We start from the raw sequence: 26,654 nt of genomic DNA, 5'->3' as shown, positions 1-26,654 counted from the left end.
TTGAAAAAGTTTTCCACAAAACATTGTGGAAAAAACAAAAACATAAACATCGTTTTCAACACTTACTCAACAATGAGAATTCTTTATGTGTTTTGGAGTTTTGATAAGGGTTTTAAACTTATCCACAAATCCACACCCCCTACTACTACGACTACTATATTTTTATGTATAATAAAAAGACTAATAGAAGAAACGAATAGACAAGGTGGAAAACAATTGAAGATAAAGTTCAAAAGGCAACCCCTGCTTAACAAATTGCAATTGGTCGCAGGGCTGGCGGAATCCGAATCTCCAAACGATATACTGCGGAATATACTTTTAAGAGGGTTTGGCAAGAAAAAAGAGTGTTTTGTCGCAGCCACGGATATTGAATCGACAATAGCCAGTTACTTCAACCCGGAAGATGCCCCCGATGCTGATTTTGACATCCTTGTTCCCGCACGCAAATTTCTTGAAATAATAAGGCGTATGGAAGACGATGATGTGGTCGTTAATATTCACAAAAACAACTGGATGGAGATAAAAACCACATCAGGTGTTTTTAAATTTCCCTTTCTTTCCGGGAAAAGTTTTCCAAAAATTCCCGCCTCGCCAACAAAGGCGGTTTTCTCGTTTTCCTCACAAACCGTGTCGACAATTCTCCCGTCACTTCTAAACTTTGCCGCGGACGACTCTTTGAGACGCAACCTCAACGGTGTGTATTTTGAGAAAATTGGCGGAAAAATCAGACTTGTCGCTACCGATAGCCACCGGCTTGCCTATTTTCAAAAAGAGATCTCCGGCGCGGGCAATTTTGAAAAATTCATATTGTCAAAAAAAGCTCTTGGTGAAGTTGTGAAAACAATCAAGGATTCCAAAGTGGATTCCGAAACCGCGTTCTCTTTTGAGAACAATATGGTTTTCTGCTCCACGGGGGAAACAACGGTTATCTCAAACCCTATAGACTCCCTCTTTCCTGAATACGAAAGGGTTGTGCCGGATTTTTCCGCTCTGGAACCAGCCGTTGTTGATAAAAACGCCATACTTGCCGCGGTGAAGAGGGTAAGTGTTTTTTGCGAAAAACACGAAAAGGTGGATTTGAGCCTTGTTCCCTCCACGCTTTCCATCTCGAGTGTGGAAACGGATGAGGGAGATGCTGTGGACACCGTTCCGGTAAAATTCGGCGGAGACGAGTTAAAAACATCTTTTAACCCTAGATTCCTTGTTGACTCTCTGAGCTTTCTTGATGGTGAAGAGATTGATTTTCGCCCCGGGGACGGAGCAACACCCGGTGTGTTAACCCTTACCGGTTCCGCAGATTTTGTCTGTATATTGATGCCGGTGGTTTCCTGAATTTTTATGGGGTTTGTGCGGAATCTTGCCAGTTTTCTAATCTCTTTACTGTTTCCCAAATCGTGTGTTGTTTGTGATTCAGTTTTTTCAGAACCTCCCCATGCTGAGAACTCCCCAGATTTAAGCGTTTCTCTCTGCCAAGCCTGCGCGGAAGGTTTTATCCCTCTTTCACCGCCGGATATATGCCCGCTTTGCGGGAACCCACTTGTGGAAAACCACAGCAATTCCCCGTGCGGTTCATGTTTTGTATCGCAAAAGCATTTTTCCATCGCCCGCTCAATTGTTCTTTTTTCCGGTCCCGCAGCGCGGGTGGCAAAGATTTTCAAATATGACGGACGTTTTTCCCTGGGAACCTTTTTCTCTTCGCTTGTTGTTGATTTTTTCCCTTCAGACATGGGCGATTTTGAGGTTGTTATCCCCGTCCCGCTTCATTTGAACAGAATCAGGGAGAGGGAATTCAACCAGTCCGCGGTGATTTCTTCAAAAGTGGCTTCCCGCTTGGGAAAAAAGCACGCGCCTTCCGCGCTCAAAAGAGTTATCAACACAACTCCACAGGTGTCTTTCTCTAAAAGTCGCGACAGAAAAGCGAATATGCGCGGCGCTTTCGCCATCACGGATGAGGGAAAAAAGGCGGTAAAAAACAAAAAAGTGCTGCTTTTTGACGATATCTTCACCACCGGTTCAACCCTTGATGAGTGTTCGGCAACACTACTTTCGGGCGGTGCCGCCGAAGTTAAGGCGCTGACTGTTTTTAGAACCCCGATTTAATGTCCCGTCGCGCGGGCAAAAACGCCTCTCCCTTGCCTCTTTTTGTCTCAACCCGCATACTAAAAAGGTTTTTAACAAGGTTTAGTACTTCCGAAATGCCTGTAAAAAGAGTAAGAAAAAGCGGTTCAAAAACACTTTCCAAACTCAGAGCCGAGATTGATTCCGTTGACCGCAAAATCTTCGCCGCCATAAATGAAAGAGCGGCAGTGGCGTTTGAGGTTATGGAAGAGAAGAAACGGCTGGCAAAAAGCGTTTATGATCCGGAGAGGGAAAGAGAGGTTGAGAAAAAAATCGTTAGCCTCAACAAGGGACCTCTTGCGGACGGGGACGCGCTTTCAATTTTCAGGCAGATAATCCGCTCGTGCAGAACCCTTCAATCAAAAGGCAGGGTTTCCTACCTCGGTCCGGAGGGGAGTTTCTCACATCAGGCGGCTTCAAACATGTTCGGTTACTCCTCGGAAATGGTTCCGCGCAAAACCATTGAGGAAGTTTTTGAAAGTGTGGCAACCGGCTCGGTCTCTATGGGCGCGATTCCGATAGAAAACTCAACGGAGGGATCGGTGGGAAGGGTTCTTGAAATAATAGCCGAGAATGATTTTCATATAACCCGTGAGCACTACGAGAAAATAAGCCACCTTCTTTTGTCCAAAACCGGAAGTTTGAAGGATTTAAAAAAGATCGCTTCACATCCGCAGGCTCTCGGACAGTGCAGAAAGTGGATTGCCTTAAAATTGCCCGCCGCGCGTCCGGTGGAAACTTCCAGCACGGCCGCGGCCGCCGTAATGGCGGCAAAAGACAAAACGGTCGGCGCAATTTCAAGCGCCCACTCCGCCTCCATATACAAACTGCGCATCGCCGCTAAAAGCGTGGAAGACACCCCGCTCAACGCTACGCGTTTTGTGGTTGTGGAAAAAGCCATCGCCACACAAAAGCGTGATGGAAATAAAATATCCATAATGTTCTCCATCAAAGACGAGCCGGGCGCGCTACATAAAACGCTCTTTTCCCCGCTTGCGTCCGCCGGAGTCAACCTTACGAGAATAGAGTCCCGCCCGTCCGGTAAAAAGGCGTGGGAATACGTGTTTTTTGTTGATTTGGAAGGAAGTCTCGGCAAGCGGAAAACCGACAAACTTATAAGGGAAATTGAGTCCGGGAGTTCTTCTTTCAAAGTGCTCGGATGCTATTTTTCGGGCGACGAGACCAGAGCGGACTCGTAATGCTAACTCCGAAAGAAAACATAATGAGTCTTCCGGTTTATGTTCCGGGCAAGACCTCCAAGCAGATTGAAAAAGAGATGGGAATAAAAAACGCCGTCAAAATGGCGTCAAACGAAAACCCTCTCGGGCCCTCGCCCGCGGCGGTTGAAGCGGTGAACTCTTTTTCCTCTCAAATCCACCTCTATCCCGACGGGGACTGCTCGCGTCTCAAAGAGAAGTTGTCTGAAAAACTCGGCGTCGCTTCTAAGAACCTCGCGGTCGGCAACGGCTCAAACGAGGTGCTTGATTTGATAGCGAAGGTTTTTCTCGGTCCCGGCGATGAAGCGATTTACGGGGCTCACGGCTTTGTTGTCTATCCCATCGTTACCGCCGCCGCCGCGGCAAAAGGGGTTGTTTCCCACATGCCCGGTCTGAAACACGAACTTGAAGATTTTGCGCGGCGGATAACTCCTAGAACCAGAGTCATTTTTCTTGCCAATCCAAACAACCCGACCGGCACAATTTTTTCGCGCGGCGAGTTTGAGGATTTTCTCGGCAAGGTTCCCGAACACGTGGCCATTGTGATTGACGAGGCGTATTTTGAGTATGTGGACGACCCGGAATATCCCGACACGCTTGAGTACCACTCACAGAGGGAGGGACTTATAACCGTCCGGACTTTCTCAAAAATCCACGGGCTTGCGGGAACCCGAATCGGCTACGCGATTGCGTCCGAGCGTGTGGCGGCTCTTTTGAACCGCGCCAAAGAGCCGTTCAATGTCAACTCTGTTTCGCAGGCGGCCGCGCTCGCCGCTCTTGAAGATTCACGGCATTGCGCCGTTTCCCGCAAAGTGAATCTGGAAGGGCTTGAGTATCTGCATTCCTTTCTTGACTCAATGGGCGTTGAACGCACAGACTCAAAGGCAAACTTCGTTCTCGCGGAAGTCGGGCGCGATGCCGAGGGAGTGTACGAGAGGTTGTTGCGTGCAGGGATTATAGTGCGCCCCGTTTCGGCTTACGGGCTTGAAAATCACATACGGGTTACGGTCGGCACGGCGGAGCATAACGCCGCTTTTATCAACGCTCTGAGTAAGGCAATGGAAAAATGAAAATCTCCATTATAGGGCTGGGACAAATAGGCGCGTCTCTGTGCGCGGCGCTTAAAGAAGCGGACGCGGCGGATGAAATTACAGGCGCGGACACAAACTCCGCGGCGGTTGATTACTGCGTCTCCGAAGGGCTTATAGACCGGGGTTTTAAGGATGCGGCGGAAATTCCGCCCGATACAGACATATACGTTCTTGCCGTTCCTGTTCACCGCATGCGCACGGCGGCGGACGCTCTTTTTTCCACTCCGCGCCCCGGCGCGGTGATAACAGACGTTGGAAGCGTTAAAGAATCCGTTGCCCGAAGCATTGAGAGTGTTTTGCCGCCGGATGTGTTTTTTGTTCCGGCGCACCCGGTTGCGGGAAGCGAAAAACAGGGAGCGAAGGCGCATAAAAAAACCATCTTCAAAGGAAAACCCGTGATAATCACCAGCGGTTCGGGAGACGCATTGAGCAAAGTTGAGGATATGTGGAAAAAGACGGGCGCGAAGATTTTGAAAATGTCCGCCCGTGAGCATGACCGGATCTTCGCTCTCATAAGCCACCTTCCGCACGCGTGCGCGTATTCTCTGTCTTCGGTTGCCGGAACTGCGACCACGGAAAAAGTAAACGCTTTCTCCATTTCAGGAGGCGGATTGAAGGACACAACCAGAATAGCAATGAGTGACCCGGACCTGTGGGCGGGCATACTTATTGAGAACGGGGAGAATGTTCTTGAAGCGTTCAAAGGGTTTTCGCGCTCAATTTCCAAAATTGCGCGTGCGGTGGAAGCCGGAGACAGGGAAGAACTCGCCCGTCTGCTTGAAAAAGGGCGTGCGGCGAAAGAGCTTTTCATCAAGAACGAACGCAATTTTTGACACCGCCGTGCGGTTTGTTAATGTTTTCTCGATGACTGGAAAGATAAAGAAAACTGACGAGGAGTGGAAAGCCGAACTTACCGAAGAGCAGTTCCACGTCGCCCGGCGGAAGGGAACCGAAAAGCCCTTTACGGGAAAGTTCAATGATTACAAGGAAAAAGGCCGGTATATCTGCGTCTGTTGCGGACAGCCGCTTTTTAATTCGGATTCAAAGTTTGATTCCGGAACGGGATGGCCCAGTTTTGACAAGCCGATGGAGCGGGACAATGTCAAGACCGAACAGGACAACTCTGCGGGAATGAGCCGGACCGAGGTTATGTGCTCAAAGTGCGACGCCCACCTGGGGCATGTTTTTCCGGACGGCCCCTCCGAAACCACCGGAACAAGATACTGCATTAACTCCGCGTCTCTGGATTTCAAGAAAAAGGATTAGGGATTGAGTGGCGGCGGGAGGACTCGAACCTCCGACGGGGGCCTTATGAGAGCCCTGCTCTGCCTCTGAGCTACGCCGCCCTTTGAGGAAGGCGGAGTTTAACACACAAGCCTGAGTCTTATCAAGATTGGCGCGACCGTCCGAGCTTGTATCCAATAGCTTTACATGCCATTTTCGCCGCCGTTACATCGGGCGCGACAAAGCCCGGAATTGGCGCGAGTTCAACGATGTCCATTCCCACCACTTCACGGCTCTCGAACACCGCGCGGAGCAAAGAGATAACGTCCGTCCAGCCCATTCCTCCGGGTTCCGGTGTTCCGACAGAAGGCATAATTGAAGGGTCGAGTCCGTCGGCGTCTATGCTCAAATAAACTTTGCGCCCAAGTTTTTCCATAATTTGCCCGGGCGCGTTCACAAGAAGTTTTTCCTCTAAAATCTTTTCTGCGGAAACAATACTCAAATCCTCTCTGCCGACCGCGAACCCGGCTTCTTCAGCCGACATACTTCTCACTCCCGCGATTACAATGTGCGACGCGCCCGCTTCCACAATCCTTCTCATAACGCACGCGTGGCTGAATTTTGAGCCCTGGTAACTGTCTCTGAGGTCGCAATGGGCGTCTATGGACAGAACCGAAATTTCAGAATGAATCTCCTTTTGCGCGGCGAAAGCCCCAACCGTTACGGAGTGCTCACCGCCGAGTGTGAGAACAAATTTGCCCTCCCGCGCAAAATCAAGGCACGAGTTTTTAACGGTTTTGACCATCTGTGCCGGATCAATGTCGCATTCAATTTCAGGCGCGGTGTGGATGCCTCCCTCCGCCGGGTTGATTCCAAGTTCTTCATCGTAGAGTTCAATTGAGCGGGACGCTTCAATTATCGCCATTGGACCCCGCGAGCAGCCACCCCGGAACGACACCGTTCTCTCGTACGGCACCGGAAGCACAACCGTTTGCGCGCTATCGGGATTTGATTCGGACGGGTCAAGGTCCAGAAAGTTCAACTCAAAGCCCATTCCGAATTGCCTATGCGGTTTTCTCCGTTTTTCCGAAGCCCAGTTTGCGCAGATAGTCGTGAGTTCTCGTGCCGTCCCCGCTCATAAAAATCTCCAAATCCTCTGGCGTGTCAATATCAAGCCCTATGCCGCCGAGCGTTAATGAGGAAAACTCCAGACCTCGCCGCCGAGCCGTTTCCTTGTGGCGTGGAAAACTGTTTTCGCCGAAATGCGGAGACAGCGCGCCCGGCGGACTCATAAAAAGCGCGTTTGTTCCCGTTCCGTCCCGTGAGGGAACAATGATAATGCGCTTTTCCCCGTCATCTTTTTCAAGCACGGCGTCAAACTCCCAAGCCTGCGCGGCGGGTATGTCGCCCGGAATCACAAGCGCGGAATCCACGCCAGCCGCAAAACATTTCTTCATCGCGAAATCAACGGACGAACTTTCGCTCTGCTGGTCATGCTCAAGAATTATCTCCATTCCGAATTCGCGCCCCATGCTCATGGCGTCCGGTTCGGCGGTTACGAGGAAAACCCCGTCCGTGCGTTCGCACCGCGCCACATTGGACAGAACATCCTCAAGCATCACGCGCGCGAGCCCGTTGCGCTCGGACGGCGACAGGCTTTCGCAAAGCCTTTCATTTGCGGCTGAAAATCTTTTTACCGGAACAACAACGGCTTTCATTTCACAAACACTACAGAAAAATAGGTTTTTTTCCACACGGCAAGTTAAACTAACGCTCAATGAGCCGCCAGCCGAGTACCCCCCACTACGCCGGTCACAGGGAGCGCGTCAGAAAAAAATTTCTCAAAGAGGGGCTGGGCGTGTTTGAGGATTACGAAGCGCTGGAGCTGCTTCTGACTTATTCAATTCCCCGCAGCGACGTGAAACCCGTCGCGAAAAATCTGCTTAAAACCTTCGGCTCGCTCTCAGCCATTTTGGACGCTTCCCCGTCCGAACTAAGGAAAGTTGCCGGCATAGGCGTCTCAACCGCCGCTTTCATACCGCTTGTCAGGGAAATCAACTGGCGCTATATGGAGACGCGGATTGAAAAAGAGGACTATCTGACTTCTCCGCAGGCGGTCATAGATTTTTGTAAATCCAGAATAGGACGCGAAAGCAGGGAGTTTATGCTTTTGGTCTTCGTCAACACTAAAAACCAGTTTATTGAGCACGAGGTTGTGTCCGAAGGCGGAGTCGCAAGCGTGAATATGAACATAAGGGACGTGGTGAAAAAGGCGATTGATGTAAAAAGATGCTCAGGCATCATTGTTGTTCACAATCACCCGAGCGGCCACCCGCAACCGTCCGACAGCGACAAAGACATCACCGGGGAACTCGCAAGAATCTGCAAATCGCTTGACATACGGCTTGTTGACCACCTGATTGTATGCTCGCACGACCATTACAGTTTTGTTGAAAACGGCTTGTTATGATAGCCTTGGAAAACACTCATGCCTCCCGAATCCAGAAAAGCGAGAGCTGAAAGAAAAACCAGCGAGGTAAAAGTCAGCGTTGAATTGAATGTTGAAGGTTCAGGGAAGTTTGACATCCAGACCGGCATACCCTTTTTTGACCACATGCTCAGCCAGTTCGCGCGGCACGGTTGCTTTGACCTCAAAATAAAAGCCGTCGGCGACACCGAGGTTGATTTTCACCACACAGTTGAAGATGTGGGCATTGTGCTTGGAAACGCTTTCAAGGAGGCGCTCGGCGAGAAAAGTCGCATAGTCCGCTTCGCGCACTCTTTTGTGCCTTTTGAAGACACGCTTGTTTTTTGCGCCGTGGACATAAGCGGCAGACCGTGTCTTGTGTTTGACGCCGAAATGCCCAAGTCCAAAGTGGGAGATTTTGACTCGGAGCTTGCGCGCGAGTTTTTTAAATCTCTCTCAAACAATGCGGGATGCAACCTCCACATCCGCCTCCACAGTGGCGACAATCTGCACCACAACATTGAGGCGATGTTCAAATCGTGCGGCCGCGCGTTTGATCTGGCGACCGCGATTGACGAACGCTACACAGGCGTTCCTTCCACAAAAGGCGCTTTATGAGCTCCGCCCGCAACCCCGAAATAGCCGTTTTTGACTATGGGGCGGGCAACCAGCGAAGCGTTCTGAGCGCTTTTAAGTTTCTCGGCTTCAACGTAAAGGCAATTTCCACTCCCCGCGAAATATCGCAGGCGGAAAAGATTGTCGTTCCCGGAGTCGCGTCTTTCGGCGACTGCGCCAAAGAGATTGAAAAATCCGGAGCTGCCACGGCTTTGCGCGATTTCATAGACGAAGGAAAACCGTATCTGGGAATGTGCCTCGGGCTTCAAATACTTTTCGAGAGTAGCGATGAAAGTCCCGGAGAGACGGGGCTCGGCGTTTTCAAAGGCGGTGTTAAGGGCTTACGCACGTCTCCCGAACTCAAAGTGCCGCACATGGGCTGGAACCGCGTGTCGCTGTCCGGCGGCGGACTTTTCACCGGCGTTTCCGACCAAAGCTGGTTTTACTTCGCGCACTCGTTCTACGTTGAGCCGGAGGATTCGTCAATTATAGCCGCGAGGGTTTCTTACGGAAGCGAGTTCACTGCCGCGGTGGAAAAAGACAATGTTTTCGCCTGCCAGTTTCACCCTGAAAAAAGTTCGGACGCGGGCTTGGAAGTCCTGCGCAATTTCGCCGGTTTTCAGCCGTCTCCGTAAACCGCTCTGTAAACGCCGTAACTTCTAAATACGCGCCTCACGTAATTTCTTGTTTCGTTAAACGGGATTTCTTCGGTGAACTCGTCCTGTTCAAGACCTTTGAGCGCTCCGTTTTTCCACCGCGCCGCCCTTGTCGGTCCCGCGTTGTAGGCGCAAAGCGCGGCAACGGTATCACCGCCGAATTTTTTCAACATCAGGTGCAGATAGCGCGAACCGAGTTTTATGTTCACTTCCGGCGAGAAAAGTTTTTCGCGTATGATTTCCTCCTCTCCGGCCCCCGCCGCCATATCTTTCGCGGTTGGCATTATGAGCTGCATCAACCCGAACGCGTCTGCGTGCGAAACGGCGTCCATTTTGAATCTGCTCTCCTCGCGTATGAGGGAATAGACAAGGTTTTCATCAAGCCCGTATTTTGACGAAAACTTTTTTACCTCGTTGTTAAACCCTCTAGGGAAAGCGAGCCGCATTCTTTTGGACGGCGGGTTGCTTCCGATGAGTTTTATGCACGAATTGAACTTCCGGACGGCGGTGAGAATTTCGCATGCCGCGGCGGGATTTCCTCTCCCCGCCGCAACGGCTTCTTTTGCCGCCCATTTTTCCATGCCCGCTTCAAGCAGAAATCGCGCTCTTTTAATCGCGGGCGACGTTCTGGATTTTTTCGAGATACGGAAGCCGTTGCGGCGATGGGCGTCTTTCTTTCCGATTTTTTCCTCCGCGAGAAAAGAGTAATAGCTGAACTCTCTGCCAGCGGCTTCAATAAAAAACTGTTTCGCCTCTTCGCGCTCCCCCGTTTCTTCAATGGCTCTCGCCCTCCAATACGCGAACTGCCCTGCGAGAAAGGATTTTTCTTTTCTTTCGTTTTCCGCGAAAACGCGCGCGGCTTTCAGGTATTCCCCCTTTTTGTAATAATTCCAGCCTAGATTCCATGCCACATCCGTGCGGTTTTGCGGATGAGACTGTTTTACCAGAGCGTAAATCTCCTCCGCCCTGCCGGTTTTGCCGAGTTTCAGAGCGATTTTCTGCTCTTTTACAAGGGCTTTTCCCGCCCATTCGGTTTTGGGAAACAACTTGTTTACCGCCCTGAAAGCGGCTTGCGCTTTGCGGAGCGCTTTCCGCTCTCCCGATTTCCCGCGCCGGATTTTAGCCATCGCTTCAAGAACCGTTCCTTTGACATACGCCGCGTGAGCGGATTTTGCCGAGCCGAGAACCGAAAGCGCATTTTTCAAGAGCCGCTCATTTTTCCATCCGGTTTTGCGCATACATATGGCGCGCCTGATATTTCTTTCCTCCGTTTTGGGCAGAGACACGTAAGCCGCCGCCGCGCCGCTTGCGCATTTTTTGAGGTCGAACAGCGTGTCCGCTCTGCGGACGCGGTCTTGTTCGGAAGGAGAGATTTTTTCCGCCGCCGCGCCCGCGTGAACGCTTGCCGGATAGTCTCTCCAAAGCGTTTTCCACGTTTCCGCCGCAACGTCCGCGCGGCCGTTTTTCTCCGCCAGTTCCGCGATTTTTTTTAGGTAAAACCCTTTGCGTGTCGCGGAGTCTGAATTAAAAAGCGTGTTGTAAACCCTTTCCGCTTCAACCAAAAGTCCTTTTGTTTCAAGTATTTGAGCCTGTTTTTCAAGAGCTTCGGGTTTGAGCGTTTCAAGTTCCGCCGCGATTCTATACATGTCTGCGGCAAGGAAGTTGTCCAGTTTGGCTAGGGCGTTTCCCCTGATGAAAAAGACATACTCCCGGAGTTCCGGAATTTCGTTTTCAAGATTATAAAGCAGTGAAAGCGCTTTTCCGGGACCGCCCGCGTTGTCCGCGTCTTCATTCGCCGCCCGGAGTTTTTTCACCGCAACCGTCCGCCCGGGGTTTTGCGCTTCGCAAGTCGGAACAAGCGCAACAAATAAAAATGTCGCCGCGAGCACGGTGCGGAGAAAAAGAGGTTTAATCATAAGTTTTCCGGAATCGCAATCAGGCGGATTTTACTTCCTACAGCAAAACTGTTCAAATTGACGGCGGTTTATGTAATATTAACCTGCTAAGGTGGGGGATAGTATAACGGCAGTACCGCGGTCTCTGGAACCGCTAGTCTGGGTTCGAATCCCAGTCCCCCAGCCACTCCGCGCCCGAAAGAGACAGAACAATGCCTGATAACTATGTGAAGATTTTTGACACCACCCTCAGGGACGGTGAGCAGGCGCCCGGATGCGGAATGACCGCTTCGGAGAAACTGCGGGTCGCTTTTCAACTTGAACGGCTGGGCGTTGACGTTATAGAGGCGGGCTTTCCCATTTCTTCGGAGGAGGATTTTCTCTCCGTGCGCCAAATCGCGGAAAGGGTGCGCGGTTGCGAAATTGCCGCTTTGTGCAGAGCCGCCAAAGGCGACATAGACCGCGGCTGGGAAGCGGTGAAAAAGGCGGAAAACCCCAGAATTCACACCTTCATCGCCACTTCGGATATTCATCTGAAACACAAACTCAGAAAATCGCACGCCGAAGTTGCGAAAATTGCCTCGGATTCGGTCGCTTACGCGCGGAAATTCACCTCCAACGTTGAGTTTTCATGCGAAGACGCCACACGAACCGATATTGATTATCTCTGCGAAGTGGTCTCTCTAGCCATAAAAGCGGGCGCGTCCACAATCAACATTCCCGACACGGTCGGCTACACGGTGCCCGAAGAGTTCACCGGAGTCATCAGACAGATAAGGGAGAATGTTGAAGGGATTGACGATATTGTTTTGAGCGTCCACTGCCACAACGATTTGGGACTCGCGGTCGCGAACTCGCTTGCCGCGGTCGCCACCGGAGCTCGTCAGGTGGAATGCACAATAAACGGGCTCGGAGAAAGAGCCGGAAACGCCTCGCTTGAAGAAATCGTTATGGCAATCAGGGTCAGAGGCGACAAAAATCCTTACAAAACTGGTATTTCAACCGAGCAGATATACCCGTCAAGCAAGGTTGTTTCGCAGGTTACAGGTGTGGCGGTTCAGCCGAACAAGGCTGTTGTGGGCGCAAACGCTTTCGCTCACGAGGCGGGCATACATCAGGCGGGCGTTTTGAGCGACAGAATCACTTATGAGATTATGAAGCCTGAAGACGTGGGCATATCCTCAAACTCCATTGTTCTGGGAAAACATTCGGGACGGCACGCATTCAGAGACCGTCTTGATGAGTTCGGATACGATCTTGATGACAATCAGTTTGAAAAGGCGTTTCTAAAGTTCAAAAACCTCGCCGACAAAAAGAAATACGTGTTTGACGAAGACATTGAAGCACTCATAAGCGAGGAGTTTATGGGGCAATCCGATTACTACGAGTTTATTGATGTGGAGTTCACGGGTGGTTCAAGCGCGACCGCGGGGGCGACCGTGAAACTTCTCGCGGACGGAAAAGAGATTTCCGGCACCAACACGGGCGGCGGTCCGGTTGACGCGGCTTACAAGGCGATAAAAGAGGCGACCGGGGAGTTTCCGAAACTGGAAAGTTACAGAATTTCCGCCATAACGGGCGGCACGGACGCGCAGGGAGAGGTTACAGTTCGCATCGCCGATGAGGATGCGGGCGTTTTTTCACGCGGCAGGGGCTCGGACACGGACATAATAGTCGCGAGCTCAAAGGCGTTTGTGAACGCGCTTAACCGTCTCAGGTGGCGCAGAAGCCGGAAAGAGGAAAGGGTCAAAGACGGGATTTAGTTTTTCTGTTCGTTGTAGCGGACTTTTGCTTCCTGCATAAGACAAACCGCCCGAGCGGTTCAACTTGTTTCTGTTTCTTGACCTTTCACGCCGCCTCTTTAATATAGTCTGGCAGTTCGCGGCGAGTCCGCATGCAGAGTGAGTTATGAAACCGCTTATAATGACAGTCGTTCTTGTTGCCTCTTTCGGCTTTTTCTTTTACAACATCTACAACCTGACCCGCCTTTTACGGCTTGGAAAAAAAGAAGACAACCGGTTTGACCAAATCGGCGAGCGGCTAAAACGCGTTTTTATCTATGTTTTCGGACAGCGGCGGCTGTGGCAGAACTACACCTTTGCGGGAATTGAGCATTTTATGATTTTCTGGGGATTTATCATTATCTCCATTGGCACTTTTGAGATTTTCGTGAGCGGGCTTTTCTTTCCCGAAAGCGGATTCAAACTCATTCCCGGAATCGGGCATGACTACTACGAATATGCTCTGGACATAACTCAGGCGCTTGTGATTCTGGCGCTGTGCATGGGAGTTACGAACCGCCTCACTTTTGGTAAAAGAAGGGAGGTGAACGGACCGGACGCGGTTGTTGTTCTGGGACTTATTTTCGGGCTTGTGATGACGGCGTTCCTCTACACCGGAGCGCGAATCGCTCTTGGCGGAGCGCCCGCGGAGTTTTTGCCTGTTTCGTCGCTTTTCGCGGGGCTTTTCTCTACGATGTCCGCAACCGGCCAGGTGTTCTGGCGCGAGTTTTTCTGGTGGTTCCACGTTCTGATACTTCTCGGTTTTCTCAACTACCTGCCCTACTCAAAGCACAGCCATGTTTTCACGGCCGCGCTCAATGTTTTCTTTCAGAATCTCAACCCGCGCGGCGCGCTTCCCAAGATAGATTTTGAGGACATTCCCGAAGACATTGACCACTTTGGAGCGGGCAAAATTGAGGATTTCAGTTGGAAAGACTTGATGGATTCCTACACCTGTACTGAATGCGGCAGATGCACGGACAACTGCCCGGCTTGGAACACGGAAAAGGTTCTTTCCCCGCGCGATATTGTCGTGAAGTTGAGGCACTACGTTTCAAGCGAAGGCAAAGACATCGCGGACGGAAAAATCGCCGCCGGAGAAGGAGCGGAACTAGCGTCCACGGAATGGATAACTCCCGATGAACTATGGGCTTGCACAACCTGTAACGCCTGCGTTGAGCAGTGTCCGCTGTTCATAGACCAGATGGGCAAAATTGTTGAAATGCGCAGATTTTTGACTCTTGAGGGACGGCTGACGGGCCCGGCGACCCGAACTTTGCAAAAACTTCAAACTCACGGCAATCCGTGGGGTTTTGACGGAGCGGACAGGGCGTCATGGATTTCCGAAATGGATGGCGTGCGTGTTCTCGGAAAAGACCTTGAAAGCGCCGAACCAGTTGATGTTGTTTACTGGATGGGCTGTTTCGGCGCGTTTGACCCGCGTGGACAGCAGGTTTCTCAAGCCGTTGTGGATCTTCTCTTGAAGGCGGGCGTGGATTTCGCCGTTATGGGACCTTCGGAAACATGTAGCGGCGACCCTGCCAGACGGCTCGGCGAGGAGGCTCTCTATCAGGAGCTTGCCGGTCAAAATATTGAGACGATGAACGATTTGAAGGTGAAGAAAATACTTACCAACTGCCCGCACTGCTTCAACACCATAAAGAACGAATATCCGCAGTTCGGCGGCGAATACGAGGTGGTTCACCACACCGATTTTCTGCTTGATCTTGTAAAGCAGGGGAAAATCACCCCTCAGGGAGAGATTTCAGAGAAAATCACATACCACGACTCCTGCTACATAGGTAGATACAACAAGATTTACGACTCTCCAAGGGAGATTTTGAAATCCATATCCGGCATTGACCTCGTTGAGATGAAACGCTCAAAACGCAACAGTTTCTGCTGCGGTGCGGGCGGAGGAAAGGTTTGGGCGGAAGAAGAGGCGCCGAGGGTTAACTGGAACAGGTTTGAAGAAGCTGAAGAAATGAACCCCGACACTCTGGCGACAGCCTGTTATTTCTGCAACACCATGTTTGAGGACGCGGCAAAATTCAAAGGCAAATCCGAAGACATTAAAGTGAAAGACGTCGCCGAAATTCTCAGGGATTCCGTGAACAAGACCGATTAGGCGGTTTTCAACCCATGCCGACCGGAGATGAATTTCCGTCCGCCCTGCTTCTTGACTCCGGAGGCGGCTGGCTCGGAGACACTTCGGGCGGAAGCATGACTTTTTCAAAGCCGGACTTCACTCTTTCATCGGGCGTTTCCGGTGCCGTTGTTTCAGACGGAAAAACAAGTTGTCAAATAAAAGGCGACCCCATTTGTGAAATAGAAAAAAAAACCGCTGAAGGATATTTGGCTGTCGGTTTTTTTTCGTATGAATATTTGGAAAAAACCGATGATGGACGCCGCCTTGCTGGAAAAATGAGCGAAAAATCCGGCGGTCTTGACGCGCCGCTTTTGAGTTTTCATTTTTACCGCCCCGAAGCAATCACACACACAGATAAGATTTCTGCCGCAAAGGCGCCTTTTATTAACGGCGGTGCCCCACCCCCGAGCGGTTTTCCCTCTAATTTAAATTTGCGTGAAAGGCGTTTTATTGAAAACGTGAATAAAATAAAATCACACATAAAAAAAGGCGATGTGTATCAGGTAAACATATCAGAGGCGTGGGATTTTTCCCCGAAGGAAAATCCCCTGAAACTTTTTATGAGTCTTTTTGATTCTCAGCCGGTTCCGTTTGCGATTTATCTGGATTTCGGATGTTTTCAATTTTTGAGCGGTTCAATGGAATTGTTTCTTGAAAAAACCGATGACAAAATTGTTTCGCGTCCCATAAAGGGGACAATAAAAAGAGGAAAAAATGCCGAAGAGGACCGCCGTTTACGCCGGGCGCTTACGGTTGACGAAAAGGAAAAAGCGGAAATCTTGATGATAACGGATCTTATGAGAAACGATTTAAGCAGAGTATGCGTTCCGTCAACCGTTAGAACCCGGGAAATTTTTAATATAAAACCGTATAAAACCCTTTTTCACATGGAATCTGAAATAGAGGGAATGCTTAGAAAAAATATTTCCGCGTCGGAAATAATTAAAAAAACTTTTCCGCCCGGCTCGGTAACGGGCGCGCCGAAAACAAAAGCGCTTGAAATTATTGATTCCCTTGAAGAGCATTCACGCGGGCCTTATTGCGGCGCGGCGGGAATTTTTTATCCAAACGGTGATTTTCGCCTGAGTGTTTCAATAAGGTGCCTGCAATTTTTTCCGCAGAAGGCGGTTTGTTGGAGCGGAGCGGGAATTGTATGGGATTCAAATCCCGAAAAAGAGTTTGAGGAAACGGCATTAAAACTCAAAGCGTTAAAAAATGCTTCGGCGATGAATATTTAAAAAGTTTTATGAAAAATCAGCGAATTTACATTGAAAAAAAACAGGTTCCCGATATTAACGGAATTTTCCCCAGAGGGTTTTTTTACGGAGACGGAGTTTTTGAAACAATGAGGTGGAAAAAATCATCTCCCGTTTTTCTGCAAAAACATATTGAAAGAATTACTCACGGCGCGCTTATTCTAAAAATGCCCGCCCCGGACGGTAAAAAAATTGTTGAAGAAATTAACGAATGCGTTGAAAAAAGCGGTTTTTCCGATTGTGCCGTTAAAGTCTGTCTTGTTTCCGGAGGTTCTTTCGCGCCTTTTTTTTCCGTACCGGATGATTTTCAAACCGTGATTTCCATAAGCGAAATAACGGACAACCCGGCGGATATTTCCCTGAAAATAGTTTTTAACGGATATTCAAGAAGCAGTTCCCCTGTTGCAGGAATAAAATCTCTGAACTATCTTGGAAACGTTGTGGCAATGAGAGAGGCGCGGGAAAGCGGTTTTGATGATGCCCTTTTTTCCTCGGCGGACGGCTGTGTTTCCGAAACAACATGCCGTAACATCTTTTGGGGAGAAAAAAACGAACTTTTCACCCCTTCCACCGACTGCGGGATACTTCCCGGTATCACAAGAGGCGTTCTGATGGATATAGCAGCCCGTAACGGCTTTTCTGTATCTGAATCCCGTCTGAATCCCGGGGATTTGGCTCAGGCGGGCTTTGTTTTTGCCACAAATTCCGTTTCGGGAATAACTCCTGTGGAAAAAATTAGTCTTCAAGACCTGACCCTTAACTTTTCCACATCTGTGGATAACTCGTACAAACAACTGACAGCCCTTTTGTTGAAGGCGTTTCAATGGTAACAAGCAAGACCTGACCCTTAGCTTTTCCACACCTCCTGATAATTTTTTTGAAGAAATGCGAATGTTTCCCGTGAAACATTCGCTTCAGACTTAAGGGTTCAACAGTTCATCCACATTTAAGCGCAGGTGCTTGTTGGCATTGACGGTCGCGTTTGCCGCCGCAAGCCATGTGTATATTTTTCCATCTCCGCCATGTCCCGGAGCGTCCGTATTCCGCCGTTTTCGGGGCGCGCTCCAAGTTCGTGTCGTCCGCTCGATTGGGCGGAAATGATTTTTCCGTGTACTTGAAAAATAAATGTGGCGTTCAGTCATTAGAGGCACCCCCTCAATGTAAGCCCAAGCGCAAATAAAACCCAAACTCGGAGTTTCCATGCGGCGCGGCGATAGTGGTTTATGGAATAAGAATTCGCCACCCAAAGAAAACTTCCCTGCGCAACCACAATTGAAATCAAAAAAGTATCAAAAGCATTGCAATTTCCCCGTTACTTCCCTATGCAAAACTTCCCGAAAATAACTCCGAGCATCTCTTCGGTCGTAGTTTCGCCGGTTATCTCGCCGAGTGAATCCATCGCCTCTTTGACCTTTATTGACAGTATTTCCAGCGATTCTTTCTGTTCAACAAGCGCAAAAAAAACGTTTACGGCTTCAAGCGCGGTTTCTACCGCCTGTTTCTGGCGTATGCCCGTCAGAGCCGCTTCATTGCTCTCAACGGTTCCGGTGTTTTCCATAAGCGTTTTTCTTACTGCTTCTTTTAGTTCTTCAACACCTTGACCCGTTTTTGCCGATGTGTGAACGGTCTTTTTCTCACCGAACCTGTCCGTTTTGAAACCGTCATCCTGCGGCAGATCCGCTTTATTGATTGAGACAACGGTGTTTTCGGGCGCTTTTTCAACCATTTTCACATCTTCACCGGAGGGTGGTTTGCTTCCGTCTAACACAAGAATCTGCAAATCCGCGCCAAGCGCTTTGTCTTGAGCCATTTCAATTCCGGCTTTTTCCGCCGAGCTTTGGGCGTTTCTCATTCCCGCAGTGTCCGTGAGTCTTACTGTTATGCCTTTGATAGAGATTTGCTCTTCAATGTAGTCCCTTGTTGTTCCCGGTTCAGGGCTTGTTATTGCGCGCTCTCTGCCAAGCAAGGCGTTCATAAGACTGGATTTGCCTACATTGGGCCTACCAACTATGGTAACTCCGGCGCCTTCACGTATAAGACTGCCCGCAGCGTATGTGGACAGCAGGGAGTGGAGATTTTCACGGACGCTTTCAGCCACTTTTTTTAGACTTTCCGCCACCGCTTCACCCGTTTCCTCCTCAGGAAAATCTATTCGGGCTTCAATTTCCGCAAGCAGCTCAAGAAGACGTGTTTTAGTCCTGTTTATCCGCTCAGACAACCCTCCGGCGAGTTGTAGCCCCGCCTGTCGGAGCCCCAGTTCAGTCTGCGCGTTTATGATGTCTGCGACTGCCTGAGCCTGCGCAAGGTCCATTTTGCCGTTAAGAAACGCCCTCTGTGTGAATTCTCCGGGTCCGGCGGGAGCGCATCCGTGTTTCAGAGTGAGTTCCATTACCTTCTCCGAACATGCGGTTCCGCCATGGCAGTGAATTTCCGCCGAATCCTCTCCCGTGTACGAATTGGGAGCCTTCATAAAAACGCACATCGCGCTGTCAACAAGGGTTTTATCCGAGGGGTCAACGATGTTTCCGGCATACATTATGCGCGGCTCAAAGTTCCTATGTTTCCCGTGAAACATAAAAATCTCGCGGATTACCGCGAGTGAGCGTTCGCCGCTTATTCGGATAACACATATTCCGCCTTTGCCGGGCGGTGTGGAGATTGCGGATATGGTGTCTTCCGCTACCGTTGCTGTTTTGCAGGATCGTGTCAAAAAGCGTTGAAGAGGCGGCTATTTTTCCGCTTTCGCGATTGTTTCCATCGCTATGGACGAATGCGCCCAGCACGCGCCTGCGGCCATAACCATTGAAACGTTAACGGTTTCTGCTATTTCCTGAGGGTTCACGCCTTCGGCTTTTCCGTCTCTGACGCATGACCTTATGCAGTAAGGGCATTTTGTTACCAGAGCGCAGGCGAGAGCGACTATTCCGCGCTTGAATTTCTTCGTGAGCGCGCCGTCTTCAAAGGTTTTTTCATGAAACGCTTCAAACGGCTCCTTAATGTCTCCGCTCTGCTCTTTGAAGGTGGTGATTTCGTGTGCGATGTTTTTTTTGAAAAAATGCCCTTCGGCGAGATTAACCTTCTGTTCCATGTGGTCCCAGGCCTCAAATGCTATGCTTGAGAAGGCGTAGGGAGCGCCCATCGCGAGCCGCATCGCCACGTAAATCACCTCAACAATCTCTTTGTCAGTCGCTCCGGCTTTGAGAGAAGCGGTTGTGCGCGACCTTATGCAGTAAGGGCAGGACGTGATATGCGCGACCGCGAGCGCAACAAGCTGTTTTTCCTTCGTTGAAAGCGCGCCGTCGGTAAAAACGCTGTCGTGGTATGCCATCCACGCATCAAGCATTTCCGGGTTTGCTTCTTTGAATTTGCCCATCTCGGGCCCGATGTTGTTTTTGTAGATTGAGTCGCTCATTTGTCTGAACCTCACACTTTGAAGATGGGCTTTACTCTAACGACAGAAGCGAGAGTGTCAAGCAATCTCAATCCACGCCGAATGAAATCCTGAGGGGGCTTTCGGGATAAAACCCCTGCGCGAGTTCCGGCGCGTTCTTTGACTGCATAAGAACCCTGAAAGAGTCTCCCATCATTGTGGGCATGAAAAGGTTTTTGATGGCGAGTATTTCGTCCGGATTTTGCCCGGCGACATCTATTATTCCCCAGTCAACAAGAAATTGTCCCTGTGTTGTGTATTTAAGCGTTGCAAGACCTGACACCTCTCCAGCTTTCTCAAGGTTTTCAAAGTCAACATGCGCCGTTATATCCTGATTTCCGATGTTTTCGTATGGGGATTCGTTGATTTTATGCTCAGAAACGCACTTGAATGTTCCACCCACCCTGTCCGGACTGAACAGTTCACGCGCCCGGAAGCCGTAGTCTATGGTCAAAATCACGCCTTTGACGAGCGTATCAGCCATCTGTTTCAGCATTTTTGCCGCCGCGGGGCGTATTTCAAACTGTTGTCCTTCTAAAAACCCCATTTCCTCAGCACCGCCGAACCGGTCAAAGTATTTCAGTAAATCCGCGCTTGAAGGAACGCTCTCGGTTTCAGTAAATCCGTCTTCCCCGAGCGAGACGAAAATCTCCCGTATTTTTCCGCCTCTGAACACGAGCCGATGAAACGGAATCGCGTCAAACAACTCATTTGAAAGGATAATTCCCGTTGTATGACCCGCATCGGCAAGACTTTTTATTCTGCGGAAATTTGGATGAACACCCGAGGCGGCGCATTTTCGCGGCTCGCAAAGGTCAAGTAGAGAGTATTGAACCGCGCCGTAAGTTTCGGGGTCAGTTCTTGCAAGGGAGTCCAGAATATCAGACGCGAGAACACTGTTCGCGCCGCCGACTTCCAGAACAGTTATTTTTTCATCAGCGCCGGGCGCGATTTTGTTTCTCAAATCGCTGATAACCCGCGCAAGCGTCTCCCCGAAAGCCCGATGCGCCGCCGGGTTTGTGTAAAAATCCCCCTTTTTTCCTATTTCCGCCTTTCCGCACCGGTAGTATCCGTCATCCTCATCATAGAGGGCGTGCCCGGTAAATTTCTCAAAGGTAATTGGACCGTGTTTTTTTATCTCTTCCTCTATGCGGTGCGCTATGCGGTTCCGAGAAGATGTTTTTTTCATAAGCGGCGGGGGCGACGGTTTGATTTATATCTCAACTGATTTTACAATAATACCGGTTTTAGCGGACGGTTTTTAATGAAAACGACTGTAAAATGGCTTAAAGAATACGTTGATTTTGACCTTTTCCCCTTTGAACTCGGGGAGATTCTCACGATGGCGGGTCTTGAAGTGGATTCAATTACTCCGCTTGCCCACGATAAAATCGTCTCCGCGCGGGTGGAGAAAGTCCGTCCGCATCCCAATGCAGACCGTCTGTCTCTGTGCTCCGTTACGGACGGCGCAACCTCTCACGAAATTGTCTGCGGAGCGTCAAACATGAAAGCGGGCGACATGGTCGTTCTCGCGCTTCCGGGAGCGGAGATGCCTCAAACTGCCTCAAATCCGGAAGGAATGACAATCAGACGCGCGAAAATCCGCGGGAGCGAATCGGGCGGAATGCTCTGCAGTGAAAACGAGATTGGGCTTTCTCCGGTCAAATCGGACGGGATTATGATACTGCGGGATTCAGTCGTCCCGGGAACACGGCTCGCTGATATTGAGGGTGTTGAGGACACCGTGCTTGAAATTGCCGTTACGCCGAACCGTCCCGACTGCCTGAGCATCATAGGCATCGCGCGCGAAATAGCGGTTGCGACCGGCGGGGCTTTGAAAATTCCGCCCTCTCTTGCAAACGGCGCGGACGGAATAGGCAAAACGGGCGGCGCCAAGGTGAATGTTGAAAACAAAGACGGTTGTCCGCGCTACTGCTGTGTCCGCATGGACGGTGTCCGCATTGAGTCCTCTCCGCTGTGGCTGAGAGCCCGCCTTTCCGCCTGCGGAATCAGGCCTGTAAACAACCTTGTTGACGCTACAAATCTTGTTCTTCTTGAATTCGGACAGCCCCTTCACGCGTTTGACGCGGACCTCATAAAGAACGGGCTAACCGTGAGGCGAGCGGTCGCGGGCGAATCAATAAAGGCGCTTGATTCGGAAAAATATGATCTTGACGCTGAAGACCTTGTCATAGCGGATGCGAACGGACCGGTGGCAATCGCGGGAGTGATGGGCGGAGAGGATTCCGGCGTGAACGAATCGACAAAAAACATACTGATTGAAGCCGCGTGCTTCAATTCCTCGCAAATCAGGCGGACTTCCAAACGGCTTAAACTGTCATCCGAGGCGTCTTACAGGTTTGAAAGAGGGGTTGACCCAACCGCCGCTCCGGCCGCGCTCAAACGGGTCGCGGAGATAATAAATCAGGTTGCGGGCGGCTCCGAACCATGCGGATTTTCCGATGTTTATTCAATCAAGGAAGAGCCGCGCGAGGTGGAAGTCTCTCTTGAAAAAATGTGGAAAACTCTCGGAACCTCTTTACCCTCAGACGAAACGGAGCGGCTTCTTACCTCTTTGGGTTTTGAGGTTTCAAAGTCCGGCTCGGAAGGTATTAGCGTGAAGATTCCCTCTTTCAGGCCCGATGTTTCGCGCGCAGCCGATATTTTTGAGGAAATGGCACGCCTTATCGGATACAACGCCATCCCGCAGACCGAGCCCAACATAACCGTAACGGCGCAAAAGGTGAGCGGACGCGCCGTACGGGAAAACGCGATAAAAAACGCTTTTCTTCTATCCGGCTTTTGCGAAGCGGTGAACTACGGTTTTGACAACCCCGAACTTTTACGGATTTTTGGTTCTCAGGCCGCGCTTGGAATTAACAATCCCATCTCAAACGAGATGTCGGCAATGAGAACAACTCTGCTCACGGGGCTCATGAGAAATCTCAAATTCAACCTTTCAAGGCAGTGTGCGGACGCGCGGCTTTTTGAGGAAGGCAGGGTGTTTTTCCCGAAAAGCAACGGAGAATTGCCTGAAGAGGAAAGGGTTTTTGCCGCGGTTGCGGCGGGAGAGGGCGAGCCGGATTTATGGAAAAGCGGGGGCTTTGATTTCTTTGATATGAAGGGGCTGTTTGAAAAAATCCTGAAGCTTTTCGCGGGCGGCGATGAGGATTTTCTCTTTTCGGTGGAGTTCAAGCCGGGTTCTAACAAAAAGCATTTTCATCCGGGCAAAAGCGCACGGATTTTCGCAGGCGGCACGGAAATTGGAGACATTGGCGAGATTCATCCCGACACCGCCCGCGCATTTGAGATTGCGGGCGCGGTCGCGCTTGAACTGAGTCTTGAAAAACTTTATTCTTGCAACGGTGGCGGCGAGGTGGTTTTTTCACCTTTACCCAAGTTCCCTTCGCTCAGGCGCGATTTGGCGTTTCTTGTGAAAAAGGATTTGGAAATAGGAAATGTAATATCGGGTGTACAAGGGGTTAGCCCCCTTGTTGAGCGCGTATGGATTTTTGACCTTTTTGAGGACAAATCAGTCGGAAAAGATATGAAAAGCGTGGGTGTTTCAATGCTTTTGCGCTCGGCGAAAAAAACCCTTACCGATGAAGAGGCGAACTCGGTTTGCGAAAAAGCCTCCCGCACTCTGGGCGACCTTTTCGGGGCTCAAATCAGGTGAAGCAATGGCCGTGACGAAAAAAAACATGGCGGACTCAATTCACGCAAACCTCGGGCTTTCAAAAAGGGAGTCCGCCGACATTGTGGACTACTTTTTTCAAACTGTGAAAGAAGCCCTAAAAGAGGGCAATTCCGTAAAACTGCCCCGTTTCGGCACCCTGCATGTGAAAAAGAGAAAGCCCAAAAAAGGCAGAAATCCCGCGACCGGTGAAGAGGTGTTCATCCCTCCGAGAAACGACGTTGTTTTCAAGCCCAGCAGGATTTTGCGTGATAAGGCGAACTCAAAAACGGATTGATATGAGTTTTTTCAATTCCATCAGAAACGCTTTTTTAACCGGACTCGCGGTGATTGTTCCGTTCGGGCTCGCGCTGTTTTTTGTCTACGTAATTTCGGGCTGGCTCTATTCGCTTGTCAGCGCCGTGCCCTCAATGGCTCTCCAACACTGGTTCCCGGCCATGCATTTTCCGGCAGGGGTTGTGAAATTAATCTCTTTCTCAATAGGTATTTCCGGCACGGTAATTTTCGTTCTGGTCGCCGGATATGTGGTTAGAAACATACTTGGCAACCGCTTGGTCAGTTTTATAGAGTCCATAATTCTTTCCATTCCGGTTATTAGAACCGTCTATAACGCCTCAAAGCAGATTTTGAACACACTTCTCGGCCATTCACATCAGAAGGGTAAAGGGGTTGTGATGTTTGAGTATCCGAAGAAAGACATCTATTCAATCGGTTTTGTGATGGGCAGAATGAAGCCCGGCGAGGCGCATAATGTGCTTGATGAAACGCTTGTGAACATTTTTGTGCCGACAACACCCAATCCCACAAGCGGTTTCTATCTGATGGTTCCCGAATCCAAAGTCAGGGAAATTCCCCTTTCCGTTGAGCAGGCTTTTAACGTGATTATCTCCGGCGGGCTTTCCTCTTCGTCAAAAGAGTGAGTTTACAAGAAAAACTAACGGCGGCTCTCAAAGAGTTTGATATGCTTCCGCGCCCCGCGATGAAAGTGGTCGCGGGAGTTTCCGGGGGAGCGGATTCGGTCGCGCTTGTCCACGCGCTCACGCGTCTTGAAGAGAACGCGCCGGAGATTATTGTCTGCCATTTCAATCACCGTTTGCGCGGGCGGGAGTCTGAACGGGACGAGGAATTTGTTTCACGTCTTTGCGAAAAACTGGATTTGCGGTTTGAAGTGAGTTCGTGCGACACCGAAGCGTTTTCAAAACAGAAAAAACTTTCAATAGAGAGCGCCGCTCGCGAGCTCAGATATGAGTTTTTCGCCGAGGTTTGCGAAAAAACGGGCGCGGAGAGGATCGCAACCGCTCACACCGCGGACGACAGGGCGGAGACGGTTTTGATGAGAATGCTTCGAGGAAGCGGAACTCTCGGCATTTCCTCAATCAAGCCGCGCTCGGACAATCTTATCAGACCCCTCATCAATGTTTCCCGCGAAGAGGTTATGGAATATCTTGCGGACGCGGGCGAAAAATGGGTTGAGGACAGCAGCAATGATTTGACGATTTTTACGAGAAACCGCGTGAGAAAGCAGTTGCTTCCGCTACTTGAAACCTTCAATCCGCAGATGAAAAAAGCGCTCAACCGCCTTGCTGACACGGCGGGACGGCAGTCCTCCTACATATCACTTCAAGCCTCCCGTATTTTTCCACAAGTGTTTACCAGCCCTGGCACGAAAGGCTTGCTTGCCGGTTCGGTTAGCGAATTTCGCGCGGTTCACAGAGCGGTCAGGTCTGAACTTTTAAGGACGGCTTACGCGACTGCAACGGGGGGACTGGAGAGGTTGGAGTTTTCACACCTTGAAGAGATGGACGCGCTCTTGATGTCGCCTGCGCGGTCCGGAGCGGTGAGTCTTCCTCGTGGCGCGGCTATGGAGAAAAGTTACGGTTTTTTCTGCCTTGTTCTCCGGTGTGGCGCGGCGGACGACTACAAACTGACGGTAAAGGGCGAAGGGGCGAAAGACCTTCCGGACGGAAACAGTGCGTTTTTTGAAAAAACCTCCGATATCTCCCTGTGGGAAAGGAGAGATGTGGGCCATTTCTCTCTTGAAAAAACTGGATTTCCCATTGAAGTCAGGAATTTCAGACCCGGAGACAGAACCGTTCCGCTTGGAATGAGCGGCACGAAAAAACTCAAATCCGTTTTTACTGAAAGAAAAATCCCCTCATTTCTGAGAACCAGACTACCGATATTCACCTGCAAAGGCGAAATAATATGGGCGGGCGGTGTGGTTATAAGCGATTCTCACAAAGCGGTCAAAGGGGCTCAAAACCTCAGAATCAAACTGGATGGACTCGTTCCCGACCTTCTTGAAACCCGTCGCGGCGGTTAGTTTTTCTCCAAAATCTCCGCTAACGTGAATTCCGCTTTAATGTTGAAAAGTTTTGTGTTATAATGTGCTTCCTGGTGAGAGGCGAAGCCTGTTTTTCGCATTGATACCAAGGAGATAGGAATGGCGCACACTTTACCTGAACTACCGTATGGCTATGGCGCTCTGGAGCCGCACATTGACGCGCGGACGATGGAAATACATCATTCCAAGCACCACAACACCTATATTACAAACCTGAACGCCGCGATGGAAAAACACCCCGAACTGGGAGACAAAAGCGCGGAAGACCTCGTAAAGGATTTGAACTCTGTTCCCGAAGATATCAGGGGAGCTGTGAGAAACAACGGCGGGGGACACGTCAATCACACTTTTTTCTGGACCTGCATGTCGCCTGATGGCGGCGGCGCTCCGTCAGGAAAGCTCGCCGAGTCCATAGATGCGGCTTTTGGAGGTTTTGACGCTTTCAAGGATGCGTTCGCGGCGGCGGGAGCGACCCGTTTTGGAAGCGGCTGGGCGTGGCTCTGTGTGGATTCCGGCAAACTTGTTGTTACTTCAACACCCAATCAGGACAACCCCATATCAGACGGACTCACCCCAATACTGGGGCTTGATGTCTGGGAGCACGCATACTACTTGAACTATCAAAACAAACGTCCGGACTATATCAAGGCGTGGTGGAACGTCGTCGACTGGAAACAGGCGGAAAAGAGATTCTCCGCGGTCTGAGATCTAGCCATA

24 protein-coding genes and 2 tRNA genes are annotated in these 26,654 nt (G+C 50.4%); 19 read left to right on the top strand and 7 right to left on the bottom strand.

Features of this window, described 5'->3' with window-relative positions; genetic code table 11:
- Positions 1-72: 72 nt before the first annotated feature.
- Genes dnaN through msrB form a run of 6 tightly spaced genes read left to right on the top strand, consistent with a single transcriptional unit; the run spans position 73 to position 5,692 of the window.
- Positions 73-1,332, top strand: coding sequence for a DNA polymerase III subunit beta (gene dnaN, locus GKS04_01015; GenBank protein ID QMU55774.1), 1,260 nt, complete (start codon positions 73-75; stop codon positions 1,330-1,332).
- 6 nt (positions 1,333-1,338) lie between these two features.
- Positions 1,339-2,100: a hypothetical protein gene (locus tag GKS04_01010; GenBank protein ID QMU55773.1), complete on the top strand. Its 762-nt coding sequence runs from the start codon at positions 1,339-1,341 to the stop codon at positions 2,098-2,100.
- Positions 2,100-3,317 carry a prephenate dehydratase gene (gene pheA, locus GKS04_01005; GenBank protein ID QMU55772.1) on the top strand — a complete coding sequence of 406 codons (1,218 nt, stop codon included), beginning with the start codon at positions 2,100-2,102 and terminating at the stop codon, positions 3,315-3,317. Before GKS04_01010 ends, pheA begins: the two co-directional genes overlap by 1 nt.
- A complete protein-coding gene (locus GKS04_01000) occupies positions 3,317-4,405 on the top strand; it encodes a histidinol-phosphate transaminase (GenBank protein QMU55771.1) in 1,089 nt (362 codons plus the stop codon). The genes pheA and GKS04_01000 overlap by 1 nt, the downstream gene beginning before the upstream one ends.
- On the top strand, positions 4,402-5,259 hold the full coding sequence (locus tag GKS04_00995) for a prephenate dehydrogenase/arogenate dehydrogenase family protein (GenBank protein ID QMU55770.1): 858 nt from the start codon (positions 4,402-4,404) through the stop codon (positions 5,257-5,259). Before GKS04_01000 ends, GKS04_00995 begins: the two co-directional genes overlap by 4 nt.
- Positions 5,260-5,290: 31 nt before the next feature.
- Positions 5,291-5,692: a peptide-methionine (R)-S-oxide reductase MsrB gene (msrB, locus tag GKS04_00990; protein ID QMU55769.1), complete on the top strand. Its 402-nt coding sequence runs from the start codon at positions 5,291-5,293 to the stop codon at positions 5,690-5,692.
- A gap of 8 nt (positions 5,693-5,700) precedes the next feature.
- Here the strand turns inward: msrB and GKS04_00985 are convergent.
- From GKS04_00985 to cofC, 3 genes are all read right to left on the bottom strand, one after another.
- Positions 5,701-5,772, bottom strand: a tRNA-Met gene (locus GKS04_00985).
- 41 nt (positions 5,773-5,813) lie between these two features.
- Positions 5,814-6,704 (bottom strand): agmatinase, encoded by an 891-nt coding sequence (speB, locus tag GKS04_00980; GenBank protein QMU55768.1) that lies wholly within the window; start codon positions 6,702-6,704, stop codon positions 5,814-5,816.
- A 10-nt stretch (positions 6,705-6,714) separates the two neighbouring features.
- Entirely contained in the window at positions 6,715-7,368 is a 654-nt protein-coding gene (cofC, locus tag GKS04_00975; protein ID QMU55767.1) for a 2-phospho-L-lactate guanylyltransferase, read from the bottom strand.
- A gap of 59 nt (positions 7,369-7,427) precedes the next feature.
- Here cofC and radC point away from each other — a divergent pair, with 59 nt between their 5' ends.
- The 3 genes from radC to hisH are packed head-to-tail and all read left to right on the top strand — an operon-like array spanning position 7,428 to position 9,367.
- Positions 7,428-8,120, top strand: a complete 693-nt coding sequence (radC, locus tag GKS04_00970) for a DNA repair protein RadC (GenBank protein ID QMU55766.1) — start codon at positions 7,428-7,430, stop codon at positions 8,118-8,120.
- An 18-nt stretch (positions 8,121-8,138) separates the two neighbouring features.
- A complete protein-coding gene (hisB, locus tag GKS04_00965) occupies positions 8,139-8,735 on the top strand; it encodes an imidazoleglycerol-phosphate dehydratase HisB (protein ID QMU55765.1) in 597 nt (198 codons plus the stop codon).
- On the top strand, positions 8,732-9,367 hold the full coding sequence (gene hisH / locus GKS04_00960) for an imidazole glycerol phosphate synthase subunit HisH (GenBank protein QMU55764.1): 636 nt from the start codon (positions 8,732-8,734) through the stop codon (positions 9,365-9,367). The genes hisB and hisH overlap by 4 nt, the downstream gene beginning before the upstream one ends.
- Here the strand turns inward: hisH and GKS04_00955 are convergent.
- Positions 9,352-11,304 (bottom strand): transglycosylase SLT domain-containing protein, encoded by a 1,953-nt coding sequence (locus GKS04_00955; GenBank protein ID QMU55763.1) that lies wholly within the window; start codon positions 11,302-11,304, stop codon positions 9,352-9,354. The genes hisH and GKS04_00955 overlap by 16 nt on opposite strands.
- Positions 11,305-11,396: 92 nt before the next feature.
- Between GKS04_00955 and GKS04_00950 the strand changes: the two genes are divergently transcribed.
- From GKS04_00950 to GKS04_00930, 5 genes are all read left to right on the top strand, one after another.
- Positions 11,397-11,470, top strand: a tRNA-Gln gene (locus GKS04_00950).
- Positions 11,471-11,495: 25 nt separating this feature from the next.
- Complete coding sequence (locus GKS04_00945; GenBank protein QMU55762.1) at positions 11,496-13,046, top strand: 2-isopropylmalate synthase; 1,551 nt, start codon at positions 11,496-11,498, stop codon at positions 13,044-13,046.
- Between the two features lie 145 nt (positions 13,047-13,191).
- On the top strand, positions 13,192-15,192 hold the full coding sequence (locus GKS04_00940) for a 4Fe-4S dicluster domain-containing protein (protein QMU55761.1): 2,001 nt from the start codon (positions 13,192-13,194) through the stop codon (positions 15,190-15,192).
- A gap of 14 nt (positions 15,193-15,206) precedes the next feature.
- On the top strand, positions 15,207-16,451 hold the full coding sequence (locus GKS04_00935) for a hypothetical protein (GenBank protein ID QMU55760.1): 1,245 nt from the start codon (positions 15,207-15,209) through the stop codon (positions 16,449-16,451).
- Between the two features lie 8 nt (positions 16,452-16,459).
- On the top strand, positions 16,460-17,299 hold the full coding sequence (locus GKS04_00930; protein ID QMU55759.1) for a hypothetical protein: 840 nt from the start codon (positions 16,460-16,462) through the stop codon (positions 17,297-17,299).
- 482 nt (positions 17,300-17,781) lie between these two features.
- Here the strand turns inward: GKS04_00930 and mnmE are convergent, their stop codons facing one another.
- The 3 genes from mnmE to GKS04_00915 all read right to left on the bottom strand — a co-directional run bounded on the left by mnmE (position 17,782) and on the right by GKS04_00915 (position 21,088).
- Positions 17,782-19,179, bottom strand: coding sequence for a tRNA uridine-5-carboxymethylaminomethyl(34) synthesis GTPase MnmE (mnmE, locus tag GKS04_00925; GenBank protein QMU55758.1), 1,398 nt, complete (start codon positions 19,177-19,179; stop codon positions 17,782-17,784).
- Positions 19,180-19,197: 18 nt separating this feature from the next.
- Entirely contained in the window at positions 19,198-19,881 is a 684-nt protein-coding gene (locus GKS04_00920; protein ID QMU55757.1) for a hypothetical protein, read from the bottom strand.
- Between the two features lie 67 nt (positions 19,882-19,948).
- On the bottom strand, positions 19,949-21,088 hold the full coding sequence (locus tag GKS04_00915) for a hypothetical protein (GenBank protein ID QMU55756.1): 1,140 nt from the start codon (positions 21,086-21,088) through the stop codon (positions 19,949-19,951).
- A 75-nt stretch (positions 21,089-21,163) separates the two neighbouring features.
- Here GKS04_00915 and GKS04_00910 point away from each other — a divergent pair, with 75 nt between their 5' ends.
- The 5 genes from GKS04_00910 to GKS04_00890 all read left to right on the top strand — a co-directional run bounded on the left by GKS04_00910 (position 21,164) and on the right by GKS04_00890 (position 26,642).
- Entirely contained in the window at positions 21,164-23,575 is a 2,412-nt protein-coding gene (locus GKS04_00910; GenBank protein QMU55755.1) for a phenylalanine--tRNA ligase subunit beta, read from the top strand.
- On the top strand, positions 23,502-23,870 hold the full coding sequence (locus tag GKS04_00905) for an integration host factor subunit alpha (protein ID QMU55754.1): 369 nt from the start codon (positions 23,502-23,504) through the stop codon (positions 23,868-23,870). Before GKS04_00910 ends, GKS04_00905 begins: the two co-directional genes overlap by 74 nt.
- 1 nt (position 23,871) lies before the next feature.
- Positions 23,872-24,513 carry a DUF502 domain-containing protein gene (locus GKS04_00900; GenBank protein ID QMU55753.1) on the top strand — a complete coding sequence of 214 codons (642 nt, stop codon included), beginning with the start codon at positions 23,872-23,874 and terminating at the stop codon, positions 24,511-24,513.
- Complete coding sequence (gene tilS / locus GKS04_00895; protein ID QMU55752.1) at positions 24,510-25,916, top strand: tRNA lysidine(34) synthetase TilS; 1,407 nt, start codon at positions 24,510-24,512, stop codon at positions 25,914-25,916. Before GKS04_00900 ends, tilS begins: the two co-directional genes overlap by 4 nt.
- A gap of 120 nt (positions 25,917-26,036) precedes the next feature.
- Positions 26,037-26,642 carry a superoxide dismutase gene (locus GKS04_00890; protein QMU55751.1) on the top strand — a complete coding sequence of 202 codons (606 nt, stop codon included), beginning with the start codon at positions 26,037-26,039 and terminating at the stop codon, positions 26,640-26,642.
- Positions 26,643-26,654 lie beyond the last annotated feature (12 nt).

This window comes from Candidatus Mycalebacterium zealandia, assembly GCA_014075295.1.
GTDB classification, from domain to species: domain Bacteria; phylum Desulfobacterota_D; class UBA1144; order Nemesobacterales; family Mycalebacteriaceae; genus Mycalebacterium; species Mycalebacterium zealandia.
The sequence above is the reverse complement of the archived record's forward strand: the minus strand, read 5'-3'. Positions and strand labels throughout refer to the sequence as shown.